Annotated in this window: 21 protein-coding genes and 1 tRNA gene; 10 read left to right on the top strand and 12 right to left on the bottom strand. The window is 58.5% G+C overall.

What is annotated here, in order from left to right; genetic code table 11:
- Nucleotides 1–60 precede the first annotated feature (60 nt).
- Both ACR2R1_RS10455 and ACR2R1_RS10450 read left to right on the top strand, forming a co-directional pair.
- On the top strand, nt 61–1,143 hold the full coding sequence (locus tag ACR2R1_RS10455; RefSeq protein ID WP_434114054.1) for an efflux RND transporter periplasmic adaptor subunit: 1,083 nt from the start codon (nt 61–63) through the stop codon (nt 1,141–1,143).
- Nucleotides 1,140–4,373 carry an efflux RND transporter permease subunit gene (locus tag ACR2R1_RS10450; protein WP_434114052.1) on the top strand — a complete coding sequence of 1,078 codons (3,234 nt, stop codon included), beginning with the start codon at nt 1,140–1,142 and terminating at the stop codon, nt 4,371–4,373. Before ACR2R1_RS10455 ends, ACR2R1_RS10450 begins: the two co-directional genes overlap by 4 nt.
- 377 nt (nt 4,374–4,750) lie before the next feature.
- Here ACR2R1_RS10450 and ACR2R1_RS10445 read toward each other — a convergent pair whose 3' ends face one another.
- On the bottom strand, nt 4,751–5,032 hold the full coding sequence (locus tag ACR2R1_RS10445; RefSeq protein WP_077731622.1) for a DUF4389 domain-containing protein: 282 nt from the start codon (nt 5,030–5,032) through the stop codon (nt 4,751–4,753).
- A gap of 197 nt (nt 5,033–5,229) precedes the next feature.
- On the opposite strand from ACR2R1_RS10445, the gene ACR2R1_RS10440 reads away from it, so the two are divergent.
- Nucleotides 5,230–5,745 carry a DUF2127 domain-containing protein gene (locus ACR2R1_RS10440; protein ID WP_434114232.1) on the top strand — a complete coding sequence of 172 codons (516 nt, stop codon included), beginning with the start codon at nt 5,230–5,232 and terminating at the stop codon, nt 5,743–5,745.
- Nucleotides 5,746–5,803: 58 nt separating this feature from the next.
- Here ACR2R1_RS10440 and ACR2R1_RS10435 read toward each other — a convergent pair.
- Nucleotides 5,804–5,877 (bottom strand) — tRNA-Gly (locus tag ACR2R1_RS10435).
- Nucleotides 5,878–6,029: 152 nt separating this feature from the next.
- On the opposite strand from ACR2R1_RS10435, the gene ACR2R1_RS10430 reads away from it, so the two are divergent.
- From ACR2R1_RS10430 to ACR2R1_RS10420, 3 genes are all read left to right on the top strand, one after another.
- The gene (locus ACR2R1_RS10430) at nt 6,030–7,457 is read left to right on the top strand and encodes a glutamate--cysteine ligase (RefSeq protein WP_434114049.1); all 1,428 of its coding nucleotides are present in this window, start codon (nt 6,030–6,032) and stop codon (nt 7,455–7,457) included.
- Nucleotides 7,445–8,482 (top strand): M14 family metallopeptidase, encoded by a 1,038-nt coding sequence (locus tag ACR2R1_RS10425; protein WP_434114047.1) that lies wholly within the window; start codon nt 7,445–7,447, stop codon nt 8,480–8,482. The genes ACR2R1_RS10430 and ACR2R1_RS10425 overlap by 13 nt, the downstream gene beginning before the upstream one ends.
- A gap of 151 nt (nt 8,483–8,633) precedes the next feature.
- Nucleotides 8,634–8,918 carry a hypothetical protein gene (locus ACR2R1_RS10420; protein WP_434114045.1) on the top strand — a complete coding sequence of 95 codons (285 nt, stop codon included), beginning with the start codon at nt 8,634–8,636 and terminating at the stop codon, nt 8,916–8,918.
- A gap of 64 nt (nt 8,919–8,982) precedes the next feature.
- Here the strand turns inward: ACR2R1_RS10420 and ACR2R1_RS10415 are convergent, their stop codons facing one another.
- The 9 genes from ACR2R1_RS10415 to ACR2R1_RS10375 form a co-directional block, all read right to left on the bottom strand.
- Nucleotides 8,983–9,588 (bottom strand): peroxiredoxin, encoded by a 606-nt coding sequence (locus tag ACR2R1_RS10415; protein ID WP_077731627.1) that lies wholly within the window; start codon nt 9,586–9,588, stop codon nt 8,983–8,985.
- A 34-nt stretch (nt 9,589–9,622) separates the two neighbouring features.
- Complete coding sequence (locus ACR2R1_RS10410; protein ID WP_077731628.1) at nt 9,623–9,850, bottom strand: hypothetical protein; 228 nt, start codon at nt 9,848–9,850, stop codon at nt 9,623–9,625.
- 169 nt (nt 9,851–10,019) lie between these two features.
- Nucleotides 10,020–11,000, bottom strand: coding sequence for a sulfur carrier protein ThiS (gene thiS / locus ACR2R1_RS10405; RefSeq protein ID WP_434114041.1), 981 nt, complete (start codon nt 10,998–11,000; stop codon nt 10,020–10,022).
- A 3-nt stretch (nt 11,001–11,003) separates the two neighbouring features.
- The gene (aroG, locus tag ACR2R1_RS10400) at nt 11,004–12,107 is read right to left on the bottom strand and encodes a 3-deoxy-7-phosphoheptulonate synthase AroG (protein WP_077731687.1); all 1,104 of its coding nucleotides are present in this window, start codon (nt 12,105–12,107) and stop codon (nt 11,004–11,006) included.
- Between the two features lie 176 nt (nt 12,108–12,283).
- Nucleotides 12,284–12,715: a hydroxymyristoyl-ACP dehydratase gene (locus tag ACR2R1_RS10395; RefSeq protein ID WP_347258741.1), complete on the bottom strand. Its 432-nt coding sequence runs from the start codon at nt 12,713–12,715 to the stop codon at nt 12,284–12,286.
- Nucleotides 12,706–13,491, bottom strand: coding sequence for a beta-ketoacyl synthase chain length factor (locus ACR2R1_RS10390; RefSeq protein WP_434114038.1), 786 nt, complete (start codon nt 13,489–13,491; stop codon nt 12,706–12,708). Before ACR2R1_RS10390 ends, ACR2R1_RS10395 begins: the two co-directional genes overlap by 10 nt.
- Complete coding sequence (locus ACR2R1_RS10385) at nt 13,488–14,675, bottom strand: beta-ketoacyl-[acyl-carrier-protein] synthase family protein (RefSeq protein ID WP_434114035.1); 1,188 nt, start codon at nt 14,673–14,675, stop codon at nt 13,488–13,490. Before ACR2R1_RS10385 ends, ACR2R1_RS10390 begins: the two co-directional genes overlap by 4 nt.
- Nucleotides 14,676–14,728: 53 nt before the next feature.
- Nucleotides 14,729–17,044 (bottom strand): MMPL family transporter, encoded by a 2,316-nt coding sequence (locus ACR2R1_RS10380; RefSeq protein WP_077731633.1) that lies wholly within the window; start codon nt 17,042–17,044, stop codon nt 14,729–14,731.
- Nucleotides 17,041–17,673: a LolA-related protein gene (locus ACR2R1_RS10375; protein WP_086134486.1), complete on the bottom strand. Its 633-nt coding sequence runs from the start codon at nt 17,671–17,673 to the stop codon at nt 17,041–17,043. The genes ACR2R1_RS10380 and ACR2R1_RS10375 overlap by 4 nt, the downstream gene beginning before the upstream one ends.
- Before the next feature lie 1,254 nt (nt 17,674–18,927).
- Here ACR2R1_RS10375 and ACR2R1_RS10370 point away from each other — a divergent pair.
- The 3 genes from ACR2R1_RS10370 to ACR2R1_RS10360 all read left to right on the top strand — a co-directional run bounded on the left by ACR2R1_RS10370 (nt 18,928) and on the right by ACR2R1_RS10360 (nt 20,724).
- Complete coding sequence (locus tag ACR2R1_RS10370; RefSeq protein ID WP_156880741.1) at nt 18,928–19,578, top strand: DUF938 domain-containing protein; 651 nt, start codon at nt 18,928–18,930, stop codon at nt 19,576–19,578.
- Nucleotides 19,579–19,623: 45 nt separating this feature from the next.
- Nucleotides 19,624–20,202 carry a beta-class carbonic anhydrase gene (locus ACR2R1_RS10365; RefSeq protein ID WP_434114031.1) on the top strand — a complete coding sequence of 193 codons (579 nt, stop codon included), beginning with the start codon at nt 19,624–19,626 and terminating at the stop codon, nt 20,200–20,202.
- Nucleotides 20,203–20,361: 159 nt separating this feature from the next.
- Nucleotides 20,362–20,724 (top strand): cupin domain-containing protein, encoded by a 363-nt coding sequence (locus tag ACR2R1_RS10360; RefSeq protein ID WP_434114229.1) that lies wholly within the window; start codon nt 20,362–20,364, stop codon nt 20,722–20,724.
- 579 nt (nt 20,725–21,303) lie between these two features.
- Here ACR2R1_RS10360 and ACR2R1_RS10355 read toward each other — a convergent pair.
- Complete coding sequence (locus ACR2R1_RS10355) at nt 21,304–22,518, bottom strand: ankyrin repeat domain-containing protein (RefSeq protein WP_077731640.1); 1,215 nt, start codon at nt 22,516–22,518, stop codon at nt 21,304–21,306.
- A 179-nt stretch (nt 22,519–22,697) separates the two neighbouring features.
- Here ACR2R1_RS10355 and ACR2R1_RS10350 point away from each other — a divergent pair, with 179 nt between their 5' ends.
- Nucleotides 22,698–23,747 (top strand): hypothetical protein, encoded by a 1,050-nt coding sequence (locus ACR2R1_RS10350; RefSeq protein WP_434114027.1) that lies wholly within the window; start codon nt 22,698–22,700, stop codon nt 23,745–23,747.
- Nucleotides 23,748–23,901: the final 154 nt, after the last annotated feature.

The raw sequence follows: 23,901 nt of genomic DNA, 5'->3' as shown, positions 1-23,901 counted from the left end.
ATGCAGGTGCCGGGGGCTTTTGCCCGACTACGAACAAGCAAGAAACCGATAGGCCAATTCATGACGCATGCCACGCATTCCCGGACCAAGCTTATCTACGCCCTGATCGCGGTATCCGTTTTGATTCTTCTTCTCGTCTGGATGCAGGGAGGCTTTAAGGACAAGGTGGAACCGGGGGTGAGCGAGTCCGTGGCGAATGGGAAAGCCGACGAGCGCACGCCAACGGCCAAGGTGGTTCGAAAGGAAGTCGAAAAAGTCTTTGCCTGGCCCGGAACCGTCGCGGCGCGGACGGTGGCGCAGATCGCTCCCAAGATTCCCGGCAGGATTCTGGAAATCACGGTTCGCGCGGGCGACCGCGTCAAGCAAGGCCAAGTGCTGGCACGCCTCGACGAACGGGAAACTCGGTCGCGCCTCGGCCAGGCGCGCGCCGCTCTCGCCGCCGCCGAGGCGCAAGCCGGACGCGCTCGTGCGGATGCGCGCCGAATCCAAAACCTCTACGACAAAGAGGCCGCGACCCGGCAAGCCCTCGATGCCGCCCTGGCGGCGGCCCGGACCGCGGAAGCGCAAGTGCGGGAAGCCAGGGACGCAATTCGCGAGGCGGAATCCTCTCAGACGGAAACGGTGCTGCGCGCGCCCTTCGACGGTGTCATCGTCGAACGCCGTCTGGAACCGGGCGACATGGCCTTGCCCGGTGCGCCGATACTGGTTCTTCAGGAATCGCAGCGGCTTCGGATCGAGAGCGCCGTTCCGGCCCAATGCGCCGGTCTGGTCGAAATCGGGAATGAACTCAAGGTCCGCATCGCCAATCCGGAAAGCGAGTTCAAGGCCGTGGTGGACGAGATCCAGCCCGCCGCCGATCCGAAGACCCGAACCGTGCTGGTGAAAGCCCGTTTGCCGGAAGATTCGGGCGTGCAGCCCGGAGCGTTCGGCTGGCTCTACCAGCCCTGCGGCCAAGCGGACGTGCTGCTGGTGCCGGTTTCCGCGGTGAGTCGCGTGGGGCAACTCGAGAGCGTGCGGCTGGTGGTGGACGATAAGGTCCGGCTGCGCCACGTCCGCACCGGCAAGCGCTACGATGGGCGGATCGAAATCCTTTCGGGGCTCAAGGAAGGCGACACCGTGCTGCTCCCGGAGGCCGGCCGATGAGCGCGGAAACCTCTGTCGAGCGGGGTTTGACAGCCCGCATCGTCGAGCTGTTCATCACCTCCAAGCTGTCGGTGCTATTGCTGATCGCGTCCTTTCTGGCCGGGTTCGCCGCGCTGGTGCTGACGCCGCGCGAGGAAGAACCGCAGATCGTGGTGCCGGTGGCGGACGTTCTGATCAGCGCGCCCGGTGCCGATGCCGAGGAAGTCGAAAAACTGGTGTCGACGCCGTTGGAGACGCTGCTGCGGGAAGTGGACGGCGTGGAATACGTGTATTCCGCTTCGCGGGAAGGCGAGGCCCTGGTGACGGTGCGCTTCTATGTCGGCGAAGACCGCGAGGACAGCCTGGTCAAGGTATGGAACAAGCTGATGTCCAACCAGGACCGGATACCGCCCTTGGTCAGCTCCTGGACCGTAAAGCCGGTGGAAATCGACGATGTTCCCATCGTTACGCTGGCTTTGTCGTCGGACGATCCGGCTTACGATGCGGCGGCGCTGCGCCGTTTGGCCGACGAGACGAAGGACAAACTGGCCGTGGTGGAGGATGCCGGCAAGATCACCGTGGTCGGCGGAGAGCGCCGGCAGGTCTCGGTTTATCCCGATCCCGCGCGTTTGGCGGCACACGGCGTAACCGTTCTGGACGTGATGCGAGCCTTGCAAGCCGCCAATATCAACCTGCAGGCCGGGACCTTCGAACAGGCTAACCGCGCCGTCCGCTTGGAGGCCGGTCCGTTCTTTACCAGCGCGGACGAGGTCGCCGGCACGCCGGTGGCCGGGCAGGGCGGCAAACTGGTTTATCTCCGCGACGTGGCGGCGGTTATCGACGGTCCGCAGGAAGCAGCGAGTTACACTCGGATCGGCTACGGGCCGGCAGCCGCCGAGAGCCCGCGCCTGGGCGAAACGGAAGCCGCGAAGCCCGGCGAAGAGCGGCAATCGGTCACCGTAGCCGTGGCCAAGCGGAAAGGGGCCAATGCGGTTGCGGTGGCCGAAGAGGTCATCGGGGCGGCGAAGGAACTGTACGGCACCGTCATTCCGGAAAACGTCACCGTCAATATCACCCGCAATTACGGCGAGACCGCCAATCACAAGGTCAACGAACTGGTCCGGCATCTCTTCATCGCCATCGCCACGATCGTCGTCCTTTTGGCTTTCGCCTTGGGGCCGAAGGAGTCTTTCATCGTCGCCCTGGCGGTGCCGATGACTTTGGGCGTGACCCTGTTCTGCGATCTCATCTTCGGCTACACCATCAATCGCGTGACCCTGTTCGCGCTGATTCTGTCGCTGGGGCTCCTGGTGGACGATCCCATCGTCGATGTGGAAAACATCTTTCGCCATTTCCAGCTGCGCCGGGAGCCGCCCCTGGACGCCACCTTGACCGCGGTCGACGAGGTCCGTCCGCCCACCATCTTCGCGACCTTTACCGTCATCGTTTCCTTTCTGCCGATGTTCTTCATCACCGGCATGATGGGGCCGTACATGGCGCCCATGGCTTTCAACGTACCTATCGCGATGCTGATGTCGCTCCTGGTGGCGTTCACCGTAACCCCCTGGGCGAGCTATTACCTTCTGAAGAGCGAGTACGGCAAGGGCGAGGAAGCGTTCGATCTCAAGCAGAGCACGGTGTACCGGTTTTATCACCGCACCTTGGGCGGACTCCTGGCGACTGCCGGTCGGGCGAAGATTTTTCTGTGGCTGGTGCTGGCGGCCTTCGTAGTTTCTGCCTTGCTCGCGGTCTTCCGCATCGTGCCGCTCAAACTCCTGCCTTTCGACAACAAGAACGAACTGCAAATCGTCGTCGACATGCCGCGCGGCACCACACTGGAAGCATCCGACGCCGCCGCGCGGGCGCTGGGCGATTATCTCGCCACCGTCAACGAAGTGACCGATTACGAGACCTTCGTCGGACTCGCGTCGCCCATGGATTTCAACGGTTTGGTGCGGCATTACTATCTGCGGCGCGAGCCCCATCAGGCCGAGATTCGGATCAACCTGCTGCCCAAGGAACGGCGCGAGCAGCAGTCTCACGAAATCGCCCTGCGCATCCGTCCCGATATCGAGCGGATCGCCAAGGCTTACGGCGCCAATGCCAAGATCGTCGAAACCCCTCCGGGTCCCCCGGTGCTGTCCACCTTCGTGGCCGAGGTATACGGGCCTCTGGACGCGGCTTATTCCGATCTGGCGCGCGTCGCCGAGCGGGTGAAACAGGAGATCGCCGGGATAGAGGGCGTCGTGGATGTGGACGATACCGTCGACGAGCCGCAGACCGTGATCCGCTATCAGTTGGACCGTCAGCAGGCCGCGCTGCACGGCGTAACCGTGGCGGAGGTCGCGGAAACCCTGCGCGCAGCGTTGAACGGAATGTCCATCGGCGTCGTGCACATTTCGTCCGAGCGCCAGCCCTTGGAAATCGTCATGCGGCTGCGGCGCGCGGAACGCTCCTCCATGGCCGATCTGAATACGCTCCGGGTGAAAGGCCTGGACGGCTCGCTGGTGCCGCTGGGAGAAATCGGCCACGCGATCGAGGAGCCGGCCGATCTCACGATTTATCATAAAGATCTCAGGCGCCTGAGCTACGTTACCGCCGAAATGGCGGGGCGAAGTCCCGTGGAAGCCGTGTTCGACTGGTGGGACATCGAGGACGAAAAACCGCTGCCCGAAGGCTATACGGTCGATCTGGCCGGGGAAGGGGAGTGGAAGATCACGGTGGATGTGTTCCGGGATTTAGGGCTCGCGTTCGGTGCGGCCCTGCTCATGATTTACGTGCTTCTGGTGGCGCAGACGGGTTCCCTGGGGATGCCGCTCATCATCATGGTGGCCATTCCCTTGACCGTCATCGGCATCATGCCCGGCTTCGCGCTGCTCAACCTGCTGTTTACCGAGCCCGTGGCGGGTTTCGACAATCCCATCCTGTTCACCGCAACGGCCATGATCGGCATGATCGCTCTGGCCGGCATCGTGGTCCGGAACTCCATCATTCTCATCGACTTCATCGAGCGGCTGCGGGCTCAGGGCGAAACCCTCGTCGATGCCCTCATCGAGGCCGGTGCCACCCGTCTCCGCCCGATCTTTCTCACCGCCGCCGCCGCGCTGTTCGGCTCTTTCGTCATCACGCTGGATCCCATCTTCTCCGGCCTTGCCTGGAGTTTCATCTTCGGCATCTTCGCGTCGACCGCATTCTCCCTCTATGTGGTGCCGGTGGTTTATTACCTGCTGAATCGGAAAGCGGCGCAATAGCCGCCATCAGAGCCTTTTCCGGTATGTCGTAGCACTATCGGGAGGCCTTCGTCAGCAAGGGATTGCCGATCTACCGCATCTTTTCCAGGCTATATCTCTTGAAGGTGGAAGGCGCTTTGCCGGTCCGCGCCTCATCCGATCACTTCCTCGGCATCGGCCGGGATCTTCGCTCACGCGGCGGCACCTTTGCCGCAACAATTTGTACACAGCAGGCAACAAAATTTCGTGTGCGCATGAACTAACGGGCTGCCACGCTGTCTACATGTATGTGTTCTTCCTCCTCTTGACCCACCGCATGGTGGGTTTTTTTATTTTCGGGGATGCTGAAAGATAAGAGCTTGAAAGCTCGGATAATTGAGCAACGAACTCCGCGACCGTCAATCCTCTCTCGCTCCGAAAGCGGAAAACGGGAAAGGCATGCGGTCGGTGCTGTAGGACATGAAGAGCATCATGTTGTAAATCCACGCCGACAGGGCTTCACCCCATTTCACGCCGAGGCGGGTGGCTCGGCCGGTAAAGAGATGGGCGATGAACTGGAACAGCACGATGGCCCACAGAACAAAACGTACGATACCGAAGAGCGCAAAAAACAGAGCCATGAACAACAGGCGTTTAAAGGCGTTCATGCTGACTTGATTGTTGTCGATCGGGTCTTTCATAAAATGCAAAGGATAAGAAACATAGTGGAGCTACTCAAAAAGGTATTGCCAACGGTCTAGCACAGCCATCGGGGACATGGCGCATGCCAGCCGGCGTTAAAAGATGCGACGTGGATCATATTCGCAATCCAATCGCTCGATCCCGAGTTCATTTGCTCAAAAAGTTGGCGGCCAAGGATTTTAGGAGGCGCGTGGTCATGGGACAACTATTATCTGCCAAGCAAAATAGCGCCGTCAGGTCTTCGCGCTCGCCGGGAGGCTTACGCGTGATCGCGATAGTCGAGTTGAGCAAAGGTGTGCTGATCGTGCTGGCGGGATTCGGACTCCTCTCGCTTATCCATCATGATGTGCAGCAACTGGCTGAGGAAATTGTCGGTCATTTTCACCTCAATCCAGCCAGCCGGTATCCGCGAATTTTTATCGATTTGGCAGGACGGCTTTCGGATAAGAGGCTATGGCTTTTTGCCGGTTTTGCATTTACGTACAGTGGGTTGCGGTTTATCGAGGCTTATGGATTATGGCGAGGACGGCGCTGGGCCGAGTGGTTCGCGGTGGCGAGCGGTGCCATCTATATTCCCATAGAGCTTTTCGAGCTGCTGGCCGGCGTCTCGTGGATCAAGGTCCTGACTTTCGCCGTCAATATCGGGATTGTGTCTTATGTGGGCTTTTCTCTATGGCAATCTCAAAGGAATAACCTGAGCCTGCCTGCGTAGGCGGTTCGAACTGAAGTGAAGCAACTTTGATGTTCGAGGATGAAGAAGGTGGGGGACGTGGAGCGGGTGATGGGAATCGAACCCACGTCATCAGCTTGGGAAGCTGAGGTTCTACCATTGAACTACACCCGCTTGTCTTCGTGATTTTAAGCGCTTTCGCTGGCCAGGATCAATCTTTTCGACCACTTTTGCGGTCTATAGCCTGCATAAGATAAATTGCGTCTTTGGTCGGCCTTAAGTCCGTGGCATGATGTGGTCAGAGCGCCAAAACTTTGGGGTGGAACATGGGGCAAGAGATAGAAAAAGCCCGGTTCTCCGATGCCGATTTCGATAATTTTCGCCAGCGCCTGGAAGCGGAAACGGGATTACTCAGCCGCTATGTCCGTAAGGGCGTGTGTTCGTCGCTGGGACCGATTACCGGGTTCGAGCTGGAATCCTGGCTAGTGGATTCGGAAATGAACCCCGCACCGGTCAATGCCGCGTTTCTCGAAGCTTTCGGCGGCTCGCTCGCCTGTCCGGAACTCGCGAAATTCAATGTGGAGTTCAATAGCGTGCCGCAATTCCTGCGGGGACAGGTGCTTTCGCAGCTTCGCCTCGATTTGGGCGAACTCTGGCGAAAGGCCTGCGCGGCGGCGGAATCTTTGGGCGTCGAACTCGTCGCGATCGGAATCTTACCTACTGTGCCCTCGGCGGTGCTCAATCTGAACAATATTTCCGAGATGAACCGATACCGGGCGCTAAACGAGCAGATTCTATCGGCACGTCGCCAGGAGCCTCTAAAACTCGACATTTCCGGTCATCAGCATCTCGCGGTCGAACACCAGGATGTGATGCTGGAATCGGCGGCAACATCGTTTCAGATTCATCTCCAGGTTCCGCTTGAACGGGTACGGGAGTATTTCAATACCGCCATTCTGGTCTCCGCGCCGCTGGTAGCTGTTTCCGCCAATTCGCCGTTCTTGTTCGGAAAGGATCTGTGGGCGGAGACGCGGATTCCTCTGTTCGAGCAAGCGGTCGACAGCGGCGGTTTCCATGAGGCGAGCCACGGCCCCTTGCATAGAGTCGGCTTCGGCAGCGGTTATGCGAGGCACGCTATTACCGAGGTGTTCGAGGAGAATTTTCAACATTATCCGGTTTTGCTGCCGATACTGTCGGAGAGCCCGCCCGAGCAGTTCGCCCATTTGCGGCTGCACAACGGCACCATCTGGCGCTGGAACCGCCCTCTGGTCGGTTTCGATCCCGACGGCCGCCCCCATATCCGAATCGAGCATCGCGTTATTCCCGCTGGGCCGAGCATTGTGGATATGATCGCCAATGCGGCATTCTTTTACGGTTTGGTGGAAGCGTTCGCGAACGAGTACCATGAGCCGTTGATTCCGTTCGCTCAGGCCAAGGATAATTTTTATCAGGCGGCTCGATACGGCCTGGGGGCGCACGTGATTTGGCGGGACGAGACAAAGCTGCCGCTCAAGCCATGGCTGCTGCATGAACTGCTCCCGAAAGCGGAATCCGGTTTAAAGCGATTGGGGTTGGCGGAAGCGGATATCGCCTATTTTTTGGGCATTATCGAGCAACGGATATTATCCGGCCAGACCGGCAGCGAATGGCAACGCCGCTTTATAGAGAAACATCCTGGGGAATTTTCGACCATGACTCGCGAGTATCTGAATCGTCAGAAGAGCGGGGAGCCGGTTCATCGATGGCCGCTCTGATGGATGCTCCGTCTCTGACTCAACTGGACCATGTCCCGCAAGGATTGACCGAGATAGCCGCGGAACGCCTCTATACGATATTGCCGGGACCTACGCTCATTCATCTCCCGGGACGTCAGGAAAGACCCTTGTTCGTGTCCGTTCTGCTTCACGGCAATGAGCCTACCGGCCTACTTGCTGTGCAAAGCTTGCTCAGAAAGTATTCGGACCAGACTTTGCCGCGCGCGCTGTCGGTTTTCATCGGCAATGTCAGTGCGGCGCGGAATGGTGTGCGGCGGCTGGATGGGCAGGTGGATTACAATCGCATTTGGCCCGGAACTACGCATTCCGCTTGCCCTGAGACGGCCATGATGCAGTCGGTAATGGAAGAAATGGCCAGGCGTCGCGTTTTCGCCAGCATCGATGTGCACAACAATACCGGGGTGAACCCTCATTACGCCTGCGTCAACCGGCTGGATCACCGGTTTTTTCGATTGGCGTCCATGTTCAGCCGGTTGGTGATTTATTTTACCTATCCCAAAGGCACCCAAACCTCTGCTTTCGCCCGGCTGTGTCCTGCGGTTACCCTGGAATGCGGCAAACCGGGACAAAAATACGGGAGCGAGCATGTCTTCGAATATTTGGACGCCTGCCTGCACCTCACCGATATACCGGACCACCCGGTTGCATCGCAGGATCTGGATTTTTATCACACGGTCGTACAAGTCACCGTGCGCGAGAACGTGTCCTTCGACTTTTCATCCGAGGACACCGACCTTCGGCTGAACGAAGATTTGGATCATCTTAATTTCACGGAATTGAGCGCCGGGACGGCTTTGGGAATGGTCAAGAACGGCTCGTCCACTCTTCCGTTCATCGCCTGCGACGAATCGGGGCACGATGTCGCCGCCGACTATTTCGAAATTCGCGAAGACCGGCTGGTGCTGAAAAGGGCGGTGATGCCGTCCATGCTGACCTTGGACAAGCGAATTATCCGACAGGACTGCTTCTGCTATTTGATGGAGAGGAAATCGCTCAATCTTTGACGGTGAAAGGGGTACGGATCTTTTGTATCGTACGCTGTTACGAAGCGCTTACCATCTCCCGGAGCACGGTCTGGACAAGACAGCTTCGTGATGCCGGAACAACCGGCAAATCTACAACTATTAAAACAATATCACTCAGAGGAGAGGCACCATGATAGGCGGCGTTGTCGCAGTGTTGATCGTATACTGGTTTTATCGGAGCGCGGAAGATCGCGGTCTTCCGACTTTTCAATGGGCTTTCGCGGGACTATTGGCGTTTTACGTACCCAATTTCGCTTGGAGCTTGTTGGTCGCAAAGCCGTGGATTGCTTCAACCCACGTACAGCAAGCAAGCTTCTCGACCGGGCTGATCAATTTTTCATCGGTTGCCCTCGGTCTCGTGTGCGCCGTGCTGGTTCGGCATTTTTTCTTGCCCAAGGCAGCTAAGGCGCAGTAGCAGAAGACAAAAACGCCCCGCCGGCGTGCGCAGGCGGGGCGTTGATGCGGGAAAAACCCGGATTTTAGAGATTGGCCGCGTTCTTGCTCAGGTAATCGGCCACGCCTTCGGGGTTGGCGTTCATGCCGGTCTTGCCTTTGTTCCAGCCGGCCGGGCAAACTTCGCCGTGCTCTTCGCAGAACTGGAGTGCGTCGACCATGCGGACGAGTTCGTCCATGTTACGGCCCAGCGGCAAATCGTTGACGACCTGGTGACGGACGATGCCGCTCCGGTCGATCAGGAAACTACCGCGATAGGCCACGGCCGCGCCTTCCACTTCTACATCGTAAGCCTTGGCGATGGCGTGGCTGACGTCCGCCACCATGGTGTACCGCACCTGGCCGATGCCGCCTTTTTCAACCGGCGTGTTACGCCAGGCGTTGTGGGTGAACTGGGAATCGATGGAAACCGCGATGACTTCTACGCCGCGCTTTTTGAATTCGTCGATACGGTGATCGAGGGCGATCAATTCGGTCGGGCAGACGAAGGTGAAATCCAGCGGATAAAAAACAATGGCGGCGTACTTGCCTTTGGTTTCCTTCGAGAACCAGTAGTTGTCGACGATCTTGCCATCGCCAAGAACAGCGGCCGCTTGAAAATCGGGGGCGGGTTTACCGACTAATACGCTCATCAATCGTCTCCTTTAATTGTGAATTGTGTCAGGTTTAGATGTACTGGCCATAAGCCACGGAAACCGATCCGGTGGCTTCAAAAGCTTCGGTCATCCTTAAAATGACGGCCGAAAGATCAAAATCAAGAGCCATCGATTCTACACAAAAATAGTCAGAAATTCTTCCCGCAATCCACGCGGGATGACGAACGGAAAAGCCTGCCGCGCTTAGATTGTTGCCCGTCGTTTTGCCGGCGACACAGTATTTTTCCGCCGGCAACAATGGCAGGAATACCGCTTGCTCGTGAATTATTAACCCGGCCTATAAATATAGGCCGGGTTAATCGGGGGCAGGGATGCCCCGGCGCGGCGACAAGCCGCGTGAGCCCAGGCCGGGCGTGTACCGGCCTGGGCGGCGGCCCGAAATACCAGGAGGGTATTTAGGGGCCTGATTAATAAAAGAACAGCCCTGATTCGGGTGAGGAAGCCGAAGCGTAGCGGCGGCGCGGCATGCGGCCGGCGAGAAACGCCTCGCGGCCCGCTTCCACGGCCTTTTTCATGGCTTGTGCCATCAGTACGGGGTTTTTCGCCTCCGCAATGGCGGTATTCATCAATACGCCGTGGCAGCCGAGTTCCATGGCGACGGCGGCGTCGGACGCCGTGCCCACGCCGGCGTCCACCAGAATGGGAACCTTGGCGTTTTCGATGATGGTCAGAATGTTGTAGGGGTTGCGTATACCCAATCCGGAGCCGATCGGCGCAGCGAGCGGCATGACGGCGACACAACCGAGCTCTTCGAGTCGTTTGGCCACCACCGGATCATCGCTGGTATAAACCATGACTTCGAATCCTTCCTTGATCAGAATTTCGGCAGCCGCCAAAGTGCCGGTAACGTCCGGATACAGCGTTTTGGGATCGCCCAGCACTTCCAGCTTGACCAGCTTGTGGCCGCCCAAGAGCTCTCGGGCGAGCCGGCAGGTACGCACTGCGTCTTCCACGGTATAACACCCGGCCGTATTGGGCAGCAGGGTGTAACGATCCGGCGGAACCGCATCGAGCAGATTGGGCTGACCGGGGTCTTGCCCGATGTTGCTGCGGCGTATGGCGATCGTGACGATCTCGGCCCCGGAAGCCTCCACGCAACGGCGGGTTTCGTCCAGATCCTTGTATTTCCCGGTCCCGACCAGGAGCCTCGAATGATAAGTGCGGCCGGCGATGACCAAGGGATCGGCTTGTCCGCCGCCAATGGCATGTACGATTTCTATTTTATCGTCCATAGCGAGTCGATGATCTTCATAGTGCCCGTGAGGCACGATTTCTCGGTTGAGTTCTACGGCGATGCGTTTGCCGCCCAGATTCAATTCGGCGATAAGTTCCGCGAGCGTCGCTCCATCAGCTACGGTACGCAGTTCGCCATTGACGAAAATACGCATGATTCAGGTGCTCGATCGGATAAGCTCTGCGGCGGTTTCTTGGCGGCCATGTCGGCGCCGGCGAGCCACGCCTTTCGCCAAGCGTTGCAGCAGAGAGTTGCTGTCGTCCCAGCCGAGGCAGGGATCCGTAATGCTGAGGCCGTATTCCAGCGGCTTGCGCGGCTCGAGTTTCTGATTGCCGGCTTTCAAATGGCTTTCGATCATGACGCCGAAGATGCGGTAATCGCCGGCTTCGAGTTGCATCGCCACATCCGTTCCTACGCTCAATTGGCGGTGATAATCCTTCATGCAGTTGGCGTGACTGAAATCGATCATGATGTTGGGTGGCAGGCCCGCCTTTTCCAGAGCCTGAGCCGTGGCCTCCACGCTCTCGGCATCGTAGTTCGGCTGCTTTCCACCGCGGAGAATTATGTGACTGTCTTCGTTGCCCGTGGTCGAAAAAATGGCTGAATGGCCCGCCTTGGTCAAGGACAGAAAATGATGCGGACGTCTAGCCGCGCTGATGGCGTCGATGGCCACTTTGATACCGCCGTCGGTGGCATTTTTGAAGCCGACGGGGCAGGAAAGGCCGGAAGCCAGTTCACGGTGCACCTGGCTTTCCGTGGTGCGGGCGCCGATCGCCCCCCAGGCGATAAGGTCCGACACGTATTGCGGCGTGATCAGATCGAGATATTCGGTGGCGGACGGCATGCCAATCTGGTTCAGATTGAGCAGCAGTTGCCGGGCTAATCTCAGCCCTTTGTTGATATTGAAGCTCTCGTCCAGACATGGATCGTTGATCAACCCTTTCCAGCCTATCGTGGTCCTGGGCTTCTCGAAGTAAACCCGCATGACGATCACCAGATCGTCGACCAGCTCCCGCTTCGCTTCCAGCAAGCGTCTGGCGTACTCCAGCGCGGCTTCGGGATCGTGAATGGAGCACGGGCCTATGACGACGAGCAGACGGTCGTCCTGGCCAGCCAGAATACGGTGGATTTCCCGGCGCGCTTGTAAAGTCGTCAGCGCGGCCTCTTGGGTGATGGGAAATTCTTCGTGAACCTGTACGGGCGGAATGACCTCCTTAACTTCGCAAATGCGCAAATCGTCCGTGTTGTATTCGTTATGCATTACCGCCATGATCTCCGAGAGCTGTTTCATAGCCTTGTCTTACCGCAGGAATCGCCTCGTTTGCCCAAATAGAAGCGCGTTATAAAAGGTTAAGTATTGTACTCTCCCGAGGAGGGTGGTTCTACCCGATGCAGTGTTTTCCAAAGAAACGGTCCCGAGCGATATTCCGGTTCGGTTTAGGCCGACAAGAACACCGATACCCTACCCGTGAGAAGAACGCTGCCGCTCGATTCGACGGCAAAAGCGTACAGCAAACCGGTTTCATTTCCGTGAATTTTTTCCGCTCGAATTACGAGCGTGGATTCGATTCTGTTCAAGCACCCGACGGCGAGTTCGAACTCGCGAACGGCCGCCAGATAGCCCTGTTTCACCGGAGTATCTTGTTTTCCGGCCAATAGGCTCCCATGTATCGCGGCCGCTTGAGCGGCGTATTCGACGCCGCATACGGCGCTCAAACCCTCTTGGCGGCGTAGCGGATTATCCGACCGCCGGTGGCTGGTGGCCGACGCGACAATGCGGGTTTCATCCCAGTCGAGTATGTCATCGAGCAGGCACATGGTACCCGCATGAGGGAGCAGGCCGCTGAGCTCCGATCGGTCTAGGCGCATGGCTTAAGCCCGACCCGCGCTTGGCCATAACTCAGTTCGGCAGTCTCGGAACGGGCCAGAGCCGCCAAAAGCGGCAGGCTTCGAGCCGCGGGATTGCCGGCGCGCAAGGCCTCGAGCCCCGCATCGTCCATGTGGCCTATGTCGCCCGCATTGGCGGTATCGAGGCCGATCGTCAACTCGCCGAGGCTGTGCTCGGATCTTTCCGAAGCAAGCAGCAGGGAGACCGCAAACGGTGCCAGCAACGGACGAGCCCGGAGAATCGGATCAAGCGGCGGGAAATCATAGGCGACGAGTAGAACCTTCGTGTCTTCGACGAATGCCTGGCCGGCGGTTTCCAGCAGTCCCATGGCGAAGGAGTCGTCGAAGCAGGACAGGCTGGTGGACGCCTGCCGCGAACCGGTCGCGATGCTCCAGTATCCGGAAGCCGCGTTGTGGACCGAGTTGTGGAATTGGGTCGGCGAGATCTGCCGCTCGACGGTGGCCAATTCCTCGAAAATCCGATGAATGATTTCGACTTCGCCGCCCGAGGACGTGAATACCGTCGCGATATCTCCCGCGTTTACGTCCGGCGGTAGCGCTTGTTCCGCCACGTCGATCGCGAGCCGGGTAACGGCGGTGCTCCTTCGTCGCTCGGCCGCAGGAAGTCGGCTCGCCAGGAGCCGCGGCAGTTCGCCGCCCGCATAGGCTTGCCGTCCGGCCAAAATCTCGCGGTTCTCCTTCCAGGAAGGAAGTCCGGGACCGATGATGCCGACGCCTTCGACGAATACTCGGATCATGAGCGTTTTCCCAGAACCAGGCTGGCGTTGTTTCCGCCGAAACCGAAGGCGTTGCTGAGGACGGTCCGGACCGGCCGCCGCAGTTCCTCGGTGGCGATCCAGGACGCGATCTCCGGATCGACCCGCTCGGTGTTCAGGCTGCGCGGCACGAAATTTTCGCGAATGCTCAGGCAACCGACGATAACATTCACGATTCCCGCCGCTCCCAGGGTATGGCCCGTCCAGCCCTTGATCGAGCTGCACGGTACCGCTGCGCCGAAGAGGCCGAACACGGCTTTGTCCTCGGCGGCATCGTTGGCTTTGGTGGCGGTGCCGTGCAGATTGATGTAATCGATAGCGCCCGGATCGACCCCGGCCCGCTGCATGGCCTTGTTCATGGCCTCCGCCGCACCCAGGCCGTCGGGATGGGGCGAAGACATATGGTAGGCGTCGGTGCTTTCGCCGTAGCCGAGCAGCGCGATATCGCCGGTGCCGCGTTCCGGTTTTTCCAGCAGGGCGAAACCGGCCGCTTCTCCGATGGAAATGCCGTTGCGGTCCGCATCGGCTGGACGGCACGGGGTGGACGATACCAGTTCGAGCGCGGTGAAGCCGTATAGGGTGGTAAAGCAGAGACTGTCGACGCCTCCGACGACTGCCGCATCGCACAGCCCCGTCTGAATCAGGCGCGCGGCGCTGGCGAAAACCTTGCTGCTGGACGAACAAGCCGTGGAGACGACGGATGCGGGGCCCTGCAGATCGAGATAGCGCCGGGTGAAATCGCCCACGGAAAACGTATTCTGGGTCTGCCGATAACGAAAATCGGGCGGCAGCGCCCCGGTTTCGGGATTGCGCCTCCGATAAGCGGATTCCGTTTCCAGGATGCCGGATGTACTGGTGCCGAGGATCACCGCGATTCTTTCCGGCCCATAGCGCCGCCGGGCGCTTTCCACGGCTTGAACGAAGCCGTCCTGCTCGAGACCGATCCGGGCCAGGCGGTTGTTGCGGCAATCATAATCGCTTAAGCGTCCGCTTACGGGTTCGTTTTCGATTCCGTCGATCCGGCCGATGTAAGTGTCCAGTTCGGTACCCGGAAAGTCGCAGTGGCGAAGACCGCTGCGCTGTTCCCGAAGCGCCGCCGAAGTCGCATTCAGCCCCCTTCCCAGACAGTTGGTCAGGGTGAATGCGGAAATAATCAAAGGCTGCATCAAGTGGGTGTGGAGAAAGATAGCGTGAGATGGCGATGTGAAGAATTCAAGTATTATGCCGAAGACGGATTCCGTCTGGCCAGCATCGCTGCGAAAAGAACCGCGAGAGCCGCGCCCATGGCCACGGTGCTGCCGATGGCGTTGAGAATGTTGACGCTCGATGTTGCCAGAATGCCGAAAGCCATTACTGCGCTGAAGCTGCAAATCAGAAGCGACAGGAGGGTCCGGTTGCGCTCCTCCGGGGTTCGGCTGGGTTTGTTGAAGAACAATGCCTGGTCCATGCCGAGCCCCATTACCAGGAGCAGCGAAACCAGGTGATAAAGCGACAGGCCTCCGTACAGCCTCATCAATACCGCTGCGGTGACGAAAGCCGCGGCCGCCATGGGCGTCACAACCCGCAGCATGCCGCCCGGCGAGCGGAGTCCGAAAGTCAGCAGGATCACGATGGCTGCCACGCTCGCGCCGAGCAAGTGAACGGCTTCGCGCCGGTAATCCCGAAGCAGCCGGCTCGATGCCTCGCGAAGATCCAGATAGATGAGGTTCTTGTCCGCCGCGAGCGCCGCCTGCAACTGCGCGGCATCGGCCACGCCGACGAGCGGAACCAGGCCGACCCAGAGTTCGCCATGCCGGAAAAGGAGCGATTCGATCTTGAGCCGGAACGAGGTTCCGGCAAAGCTCGTTTCATCGAGCAGCGGCGTATGTTTCGCATGCGATACGTCGGCGATGAAGGGTTCGAAGGCATTGGGCTTGAAAGACGTTTTCCGGAGCGCTTCATCCAGGTTGCGCCGCAGGATTTCCGTCTCGGGCAAGGCCGACTGCCGATGGCTTTGCGTTTCATGGCTGGGCAGGTAAAGCGCCGCCATGTCGAATCCGGCCATCGTTCCGTTGTCGGCCAGGGGCTGTAGGATTCTTTTCAGATCCTCGCTCCGCCTCAGAACGGTTTCGGCACCGGCGCCGGTTACGACGATCAACTGGCGAAGATCCGGTGCGCCCAGATCGCGGCGCAGGGCTTCGTCCAGCGCTTTGCGGGACTCGGGTACCGGGCTCAGGGCATCGATATCGTCGTTCCAGAGCGACGCGCCGGAGCCGGTTATCCATGCAATCGCGGCGAAGATCAGCAAAGGCGGAACGAAGCGGAACCGGCTTAGCCTTCTGAGAAACTCATCGGCATGCAACCCTCTGACGATCCGGTCGGGTAGGGCGATATGCTGGGGCATGAGCGCCGGCATGATCCAGCGGCAGGTCAGCCCGGCGGCCAGGAGTCCCGTCGCCGCGAAAACGCCCAATTGTGAAAGGCCTTCGAAGCCCGAAAACAGCATCGCGGCAAAGCCCGCCACGTTGGTGAGTATGCCAAGGCGTAGCGTCGGCCAGATCAGGCTTACCGTCTGGCGGCTGGTCTCTCCACGGCGCACATGGGTGAACAGATGGTTGGGATAATCGGCGGCGACGCCGAGCAAGGTCGCGCCGAATCCCAGGGTGATGCCGTGTATCCCGCCGGACCAGAGGCTCACCGCGCAGGTCCCTGCCAAGGCGCCCGTCGCCAGCGGCACCAGGCCGAGCAGGATGACCCGCAGCGACCGGTACACCGCCGCCAACAGCAGCGTGATCGCCAACGTATTGAGCAGGGACAGCCTAACGGCATCCTGCGTGATGGTGGCGTTGGCTTCCACCGAAAACGCGCCAGGGCCGCTCAGGAGCAGCTCGACCGAGCGGTTTCCCTTGACCGCCGCGAAGCTCTCCCGAATCGCAGCCACGGCTTCGGCCTGGGCATCCAGATCGAAGGCTGGCTCTTTCGTCTCCGCCACGAGCAGCGCCCGACGGCCGTCCGGCGAGAACCAGACGCCCTGTCGGAGCGAAGGCCCCGCGGATTTCATCCAAGGCCGCAAGGTTTCGAGGAATTCGCCGGTCGGATCGCGGGGCAGGAATTCCTTTTCCAATAAACCGGCCGGCGAGGCCAGTTCCGCCAGGCGCGCTTCCAAGGCTTGCCGGAGCCCTTCCGCGCCGAACCGCTGTTCGCTGACCTTAGGGCTCAAGAGATAGCGATTTTCGAACAGAAATTCCCGGTCTGCCGCGGAAAGCCCTTGAGTCCCGTTGTCGATCCGCACGAACGCGCGGTTCTCCCGCAACCGTTCCGCCAGGCGTCGACTGACCTCGGCCAGATCGGATTCCTTGTCTCCCTCCAGCGCCATGAGCAGCAGGCGGGACGCGACTCCGTGACGCAACTGCTCGACCAGGATCTGCTCCGCGATTCCCGCCTTTTTCGGGAGAAAATGCGTGAGGTCGGTGGAAATTGGTGTGCGGAACAGCGCGATCCATGCGCCTGCCGCCATGAGGACCAGCCACACGAAGACCGGCAGGCGCTCCCTCACGGCCGATGCTCGATGGTCATGACGGAGGTGTCGCCCCCGGTTTCCTCGATTTCGACTCGATCGATGCGGTCGCCGCTGCCTCGAATCCGGATGAACCGAACCAGCTTGGCCATATCCGGTTCGGTGGGCACCAGGGCCAGCAGCCAATTACGTTTCGATCCGCCGAAGCTGACTTTGTAAAAGCGGTTCAGGGTCGCGAGATCGCCCGCCAGCGGCGCCCTGATGCTTTCCACGAAAGCCCAGATGGCGGGTTGGGAAGCCAGCGAAAGGGTCTGTTTGACGCCTTTTGCGGGATTCTCGATGGTCAGGGAGTCGCCATCCACCGTATAGCGCTCCTCGAAGGGGGAAAGCACCCGTTTTTCGAGGAACGACGGCGCGCGGTAGATCAACGTGCCGCTCAGGCGCATGGGTTCCTTGAGGAGCGCCATGGTCTTGATTTCGGTATAGCGTTTCTCGCCGCTCTCGATGCGGGACAGTGCGCTCATCAGCGCATCGATGTCCCAGCGCTCGGCCGCGCCAGCCAGGGTTACCGCCAAAATGAAGCTGAGCGGAATGACGAGCCAACGCGAGATATACGGTATGCGTCGCGCCAGGCAGCACGCCCGGCCCGTTCTTGTCCCAAAAGTCATAGGATGCCTATTGTTCTGATTCTTCGAGTAGGTTTCGGCGATATATCGAACGCCGGAAGGGTATCTGAATAATCAATGATCGCGATGGGTGATGCGAGGTTGCCTACATGATAGTAAGGCGTCCCCCGGCAGGGAATAGCGGCGCGCTTTATCCGCTCCCATCTGGACGTTTCTCAAGGTCTAGCCCGGATTTCTCACGTCTCTTCGTCGCGATGGCGCCGAGGCGCCGGTGTGGCGCGCCGCACGGATTGAGCGACGGGGAAGGCGTAGCCGATACTACGTCGAGTCGGCGCGAGGGGCGAGGCGGAGAAGCCCATCCTCCGGTGAAGGATGGGCCTGCCGATCGGGCGGCCAAGGAAGGCCGCCCTGGACGTTGCGCGCAGCCGGATGGCGCAGCGCAAAGACGGCGCGTCACGGCGAGCGAATAGGCGTCCGCAGTAGAAGGGGGGTGAGAAATGTGGGCTAGAGCATTTTCATACCGACCGTACGGGCATTCGCGCGTAGGTCGGGAATCCTTCCCAATCGCAAACGGTCGCTTTATTAACCCGGCCTATAAATATAGGCCGGGTTAATCGGGGGCAGGAATGCCCCGGCGCGGCGACAAGCCGCGTGAGCCCAGGCCGGGCGTGTACCGGCCTGGGCGGCGGCCCGAAATACCAGGAGGGTATTTACGGGCCTGATTAATAGTCGCGACCCTTCCAATCGCAAACGGGCCTTTAATCGGCCCCTTCCAATCGCAAACGTCGCTTTAGTCGCGACCTTCCAATCGCAAACGGCGTCGTCGGGAGCGCCGAAGCCGCCCTTCCCGACGCCACGTCCCGGCCGAGCGTCTTCGTCGGAAGGGTCGCGACTAAAGCGACCGTTTGCGATTGGGAAAGGATTGCCGACCTACGAATGCTTGAATCAATTCACCCGAGCCGAAGGCGCCAACGACTTTCGCCAAGCCTGTTTTGCCGTACGAGCGAGATGCAAACGCTCTAGGGGCTATTCGCCGCCGGTTTCGCTGCTGAAATACGCCATAAGAGTTTGGATGTGGATAACGGCGTGATCAGCGACGTGGATCGCCGCTACATGAATTGCATTTTCATCCTGTGAAGCCGTTTTTCAAGCCCGGGTGTGAAGTTTCTTATAAGTACCTGTTTTTACGTTAAAACCGAATCGAATAAGCTTGGCACATAAGCTGCTACCTGCTATAGGCCTGTCCGTCAGGCTTGTCCTAGAACTGATAACCTTTTATTCCAGAGGAGATGTTTCATGTACGAGGACAGACCCCCACTCGATCCCCATCCGTTGAGCCCCTACGTGGCTTGGGCGGGGCATCGCAACCGTGATTCCATCTTGGAAACGCTGAAAACGCTGCTCCCGAAAAACGAGGCCCACGTGCTCGAATTCGCCTCGGGGAGCGGCATGCACCTGCATTACTTCGCGCCGCATTTCGAGCATCTGCAATTCCATCCCACGGACATGAACGAGGAGGTGTTTCCGAACATCGAGAAGCTGACGGCGGAGAGCGGCCTCGGCAATATCCGGAAACCGCGCCGGCTGGATCTCACCCAGCCGGACACATGGCCTGATCCGGACGAGGAGGAGTTCCACGCCATTTACTGCATCAACATTTTTCAGGTTGCACCGGTCTCCATCGCCGACGGCATGATGCAGTGCGCTTCCGAGGTATTGGCGGACGACGGCCTTCTGTTCATCTATGGCCCCTTCAAGATCGACGGGCGATTCACCACACCATCGAACGAAGAATTCGATCGGACCCTGCGTTCGGCCGGCGTGCCGGAATGGGGCTTGAAGGATACGGCCGACCTGAACCGGGCTGCCGCCAAACACGGCATGAAGCTGGACAAAGCCATGGACATGCCCGCCAACAACTTCGCCCTCATCTACCGCCGGGGCTAATAGGCGGCTTGTCTTTTACAACAACAATCCTTAGGAGGAAATCATATGAGCCAGATCCTGACCGAAGTTCTAAACGCCAACCAAGGCTATGCTGCCAGTTTCAACAAGGGCCATCTTCCCTTGCCGCCGGGGCGGCATTTCGCGATCCTGACCTGTATGGACGCGCGCCTCGATCCGGCCAAGTACGCCGGTCTTACCGAGGGCGACGCCCACGTGATCCGCAATGCCGGCGGACGGGCCAGCGACGACGCCATCCGTTCCCTGGTGATCTCCTACAAGCTGCTCGGCACCCGCGAATGGTTCGTGATTCACCATACCGATTGCGGTATGGAACTGTTCACCAATGAGATCATGGGCGATCTTCTGAGCAATAGCCTCGAAACCGCGACCATCGACGCCAGCGGTTGGCACGATGTGGGTAAGGGGCCGGGGTGTACCGACGGCAAGTACATCAACTGGCTGACCATCAAGAATCAGGAACAGAGCGTTGCCGAGGACGTGAGACGCATCCGCAACCATGCCCTGGTGCCGAAGAACATTCCGATCTACGGTTTCATCTACGACGTAAGATCGGGCAAGCTGATCGAAGTACCGGAGGCGATGAAAGCCGGCAGCGTCGGCTGAATTTCGGTTCCGACGAGTCGAAGCGGATAAGCCCCGCGGAGTCGGTCGGAGTATCCATCGACCGACTTCCCGCCCGAGATTCGGTCGGTACGATTGGTATGAACAATTTCGAGAGGCAATACCATGCAACGAAATCCAAGCTGTTCGTATATCGCCCTCATGCTGGGCATATTGATTTTCGGTGCCGGGATCGGTTCGGCCTGCGCCGAGGAAGCGCCGACGATGGCGCCGCGGCAACTGTTGTTGAAAAAGGCGGTACCGCTATCCGCCGATACCGTCGAAACACGAGTCGTTCGGGTTCAGTTCCCGTCCGGCTACAAGACGCCCCTGCATACCCACGAAGGTCCCGGCCCGCGCTACGTACTCAAGGGGAGGTTAAAGGTGGAGGACTCCGGCGAGACGCACGTCTACGGTCCGGGCGATGTTTTCTGGGAAACGGGGGCCGCCATGACCGTCGAGAATATCGGGGGAGGCGACGCCGAGATCGTGATTTTCGAACTCGCGCCGGTGAAGAGAGATTAAGGCCATGAATCGCCGTGTCGATTCCGGAGGATGACCCGTTCGGTTCATCCGGCAGATGCCGACTTGCCTGTTGTCGGTGACTATTTTTCGTTCGGAACCAGCCGTTGTTTGGCACGTGGCGGACGGTCGGAATCTACCGGCCTGCCGCATCCATCGTGCTCCCTGCTGCTATACCGGTTTCAGGTCATCCGGCCGCGCATCCGGCTGTCCCATCGCCGCCATTAGAGCATTTTCATACCTACTGTACGGGCACTCGCGAGTAGGTCGGGAATCCTTCCCAATCGCAAACGGCGTCTTCGGGAAGGGCGTGGCCGGAGCTCCCGGCCAGGCCGTTTGCGATTGGAGCGCCGAAGCCGCCCTTCCCGACACCACGTCCCGGCCGAGCGTCTTCGTCGGAAGGGTCGCGACTAAAGCGACCGTTTGCGATTGGGAAAGGATTGCCGAGCTACGAATGCTTGAATCAATTCACCCGAGCCGAAGGCGCCAACGACTTTCGCCAAGCCGGTTTTGCCGTACGAGCGAGATGAAAACGCTCTATCATCCTTTGAAACCTCGCGGCGTGTGATCGGCTTGACCCCTTTAATTCGTCCGCCCTTGCGCTTCTTCCTCGCATAACGCCTTCCATCGTTTCAGGGTCATCTTCTTCCCGAACCTCAGATTCTCATCTTGCAGGCTTACGTTCGCCGGATCGCGTGCAACATCGATGAATTCTCGAGGGGCGCTGGTTGGCGCCCCTTTCGAGACGAGGTAATTCAGAATGTCGGGCCTTTCCGCATAGATAGCCATGTCGCTCGGAAAAACCCTGAGCTCGGGGTCTTTTCTATCAACCGGGTAACCCGCTTCGACGAGAATTTCGACGGCCTCTCTGCTTTTGACGGCGATGGCCAATAGAAGCAGGTCGTCCTTGGACTCGAGACTTGCGTTTCTCTCGATCAGTTCCTTCAAAACGAATGGGTTTTGGTAGCGAACGGCATAATAGATGACCGAGTGGCCTCTCCAATCCCTGGCATTGATGTCGAACTTTTTTTGCATCATGCGGCGAGCGATCTCATCGTGACCGCCTTCCAATGCGGCCATTATCAGGGTGTTTTTATAGCTGTCATATTCATGGTAATCGAGGTTCAGCTCTTCATTATTCAGGAGATTTTTCGCTTGCGCGTAATCTCTTTTCTTCATTGCCTGAATGAATTCTCGTTCGAGGTTGCCCGGTTTCCAGGTGTCCGGAATCAGTCCGGGAAGATACTCTTTCGATGCCATGACGGCAGCAAAACCAAAGATGCCGATAAAAGCCCATTTGACGTGTTTGAACCAAACGGGAGCGTGTTCAAAAATAGGGTCGACATCGTTTTCTGTCGCCGCGGACAGCATTGGCCAGCATAGAAGAGTCAATCCGAAGAAGATCGAACCGAGAACAAAATAAATGGCGGCGGCGGTATAGCGTACGTAAAAGGTATCGACATACACGCCGCCTTTTCCATCGGCCACGACGCTGATAGGGACCTGGTCTCCAGGCTCATACCATTCGATGGGAACGATATTGGGATCGGTGTAAGTTTTGCCCTTGTACTCGACCTTGGGCTGCGGAAACCAGACGCCCGTCGTGTAACCGGTGCCTGTTGTTTTTCGGACTCTGGATATCTCTTGGTGGTAGCCAAGCAGTTTGGCGGTGGTTTTCTCGAGAGAGGATGAGAGAACCGTTACCCGCAGTGATTCGTAGGTTTCATGGCAGGCGAGCCCAATCAGGCCGATGCCCGTTACGATGAACAAGCCGGCGACAAACCTAAATAGTCCCATAGCTTATCGTTTCTTTCGATGGTTTATTGTTGCGATCATATATTGCGTCGGCATAAAGAGCGATCTTCGACAATTCAGTCCGTAGGACGCACCGACATTCGGGAAGCGCCCTTCGACTCGGCTCAGGACAGGCGTCGTCGCCGGTTTGGCAATGCTGAAAGCGGCCAAGGTTCGGTTGATTGTCCGCCGCAAATTCTAGTCTAAGACATAGTGGCGGCGCACAATTCCACTGTTCGGATTGGTATCTCTCGCGCGGCGGGAAACACCTGGAGCCAGTTACCTCCCTGTTGCCATCCGGGGATTTCGTTGAGCAAGTTGCGAATAATGAGGAAAACGTCCCTTGTCATTTGCCAGGCTTATCCACCATGTTGTTTCGGGTCTCATTCCTTGAACGCGTATTGATCCGGTTTAGCGGAAAGATTTCGACCTTATCCGCCAGGGTAAAAATCTCCGCTTTCCTTGTTTTGGTCGCGTTCGCCTTGGTCGGTGTTTATGCCACCGTCACATTCATGGTCGAGCGATGGTATTACGGCGCGTTCCCTGAAGCGCAAGTTACTGCCAGCTATCGGAGAGACATCAAGATATCGAAACATCTCTTCGCTCTTGAGCTCGCAAGAACAATCAATACCAAACACCCAAACAGAAAATACTCGACCGTTGCGGCCGCCCGCCTCGATATCGAAAGCGCTGTTTACAAGGTAGAGCCAGACCATTACAGAAGCATCGATAATTTTATCGAGGATGTGAAAAAGGAGGTTTCTTCCGGGATTAATCTCAATAATCCCGACAAAAAGGACGTCCAGCGTTTAGCCGATGTCATCAAACATATCCTGTATCTTCGCCTGATAAATCACACGGCTCCGCAATACCTGTTGTCTCAAGGACTGGATGAAAAATCGCTGGATTGCGATACGCTGGTAACGCTCTATCTCGCGGTCGGTGAAGCGCTCAATCTTCCGTTTCGAGCGGTCGTCCTAAAGACGAACGATGCGGCGCGCGGGAACATCGAGCACGTCATGCTCGTTTGGAGAACGGGGAAAGGACGCTGGTACATCGAAGTGACCAATACCGAGCTTGCTGTGCCGTTGAATGAAGACGAATTTCGCGCTTACCGGGAGAAAGAAGGATTTACGACCTTTTCGGAACTCAACTCTTCCGATTTTTTAGAGGACGTGAAATGGACGGAAATCGCGAAGTATTACTACAACACGATTATTTATCGCCCCTGATTCCGTCCTGCTGGTCGGACAAGACCGGTTCGCCTCATCTTCCCGCATTTCGGGACAACCGCCGAGAGCTTCCTCAACCGCCCGAGGTCGTCACCGGCACCGTACAAATCGGCATTCGCATGACCCCGAGGGTCAGCATCGGCGACAACTTCCG

It is taken from the genome of Methylocaldum sp. GT1TLB (assembly GCF_051027445.1).
GTDB lineage: Bacteria > Pseudomonadota > Gammaproteobacteria > Methylococcales > Methylococcaceae > Methylocaldum.
The sequence above is the reverse complement of the archived record's forward strand: the minus strand, read 5'-3'. Positions and strand labels throughout refer to the sequence as shown.

Bases quoted from the DNA above. Each gene is read 5' to 3' on its own strand.
- ACR2R1_RS10455 (WP_434114054.1), top strand. From the start codon at position 61: ATGACGCATGCCACGCATTCCCGGACCAAGCTTATCTACGCCCTGATC.
- ACR2R1_RS10450 (WP_434114052.1), top strand. From the start codon at position 1,140: ATGAGCGCGGAAACCTCTGTCGAGCGGGGTTTGACAGCCCGCATCGTC.
- ACR2R1_RS10445 (WP_077731622.1), bottom strand. From the start codon at position 5,032: ATGAAAGACCCGATCGACAACAATCAAGTCAGCATGAACGCCTTTAAA.
- ACR2R1_RS10440 (WP_434114232.1), top strand. From the start codon at position 5,230: ATGGGACAACTATTATCTGCCAAGCAAAATAGCGCCGTCAGGTCTTCG.
- ACR2R1_RS10430 (WP_434114049.1), top strand. From the start codon at position 6,030: ATGGGGCAAGAGATAGAAAAAGCCCGGTTCTCCGATGCCGATTTCGAT.
- ACR2R1_RS10425 (WP_434114047.1), top strand. From the start codon at position 7,445: ATGGCCGCTCTGATGGATGCTCCGTCTCTGACTCAACTGGACCATGTC.
- ACR2R1_RS10420 (WP_434114045.1), top strand. From the start codon at position 8,634: ATGATAGGCGGCGTTGTCGCAGTGTTGATCGTATACTGGTTTTATCGG.
- ACR2R1_RS10415 (WP_077731627.1), bottom strand. From the start codon at position 9,588: ATGAGCGTATTAGTCGGTAAACCCGCCCCCGATTTTCAAGCGGCCGCT.
- thiS (WP_434114041.1), bottom strand. From the start codon at position 11,000: ATGCGTATTTTCGTCAATGGCGAACTGCGTACCGTAGCTGATGGAGCG.
- aroG (WP_077731687.1), bottom strand. From the start codon at position 12,107: ATGCATAACGAATACAACACGGACGATTTGCGCATTTGCGAAGTTAAG.
- ACR2R1_RS10395 (WP_347258741.1), bottom strand. From the start codon at position 12,715: ATGCGCCTAGACCGATCGGAGCTCAGCGGCCTGCTCCCTCATGCGGGT.
- ACR2R1_RS10390 (WP_434114038.1), bottom strand. From the start codon at position 13,491: ATGATCCGAGTATTCGTCGAAGGCGTCGGCATCATCGGTCCCGGACTT.
- ACR2R1_RS10385 (WP_434114035.1), bottom strand. From the start codon at position 14,675: ATGCAGCCTTTGATTATTTCCGCATTCACCCTGACCAACTGTCTGGGA.
- ACR2R1_RS10375 (WP_086134486.1), bottom strand. From the start codon at position 17,673: ATGACTTTTGGGACAAGAACGGGCCGGGCGTGCTGCCTGGCGCGACGC.
- ACR2R1_RS10370 (WP_156880741.1), top strand. From the start codon at position 18,928: ATGTACGAGGACAGACCCCCACTCGATCCCCATCCGTTGAGCCCCTAC.
- ACR2R1_RS10365 (WP_434114031.1), top strand. From the start codon at position 19,624: ATGAGCCAGATCCTGACCGAAGTTCTAAACGCCAACCAAGGCTATGCT.
- ACR2R1_RS10360 (WP_434114229.1), top strand. From the start codon at position 20,362: ATGCTGGGCATATTGATTTTCGGTGCCGGGATCGGTTCGGCCTGCGCC.
- ACR2R1_RS10355 (WP_077731640.1), bottom strand. From the start codon at position 22,518: ATGGGACTATTTAGGTTTGTCGCCGGCTTGTTCATCGTAACGGGCATC.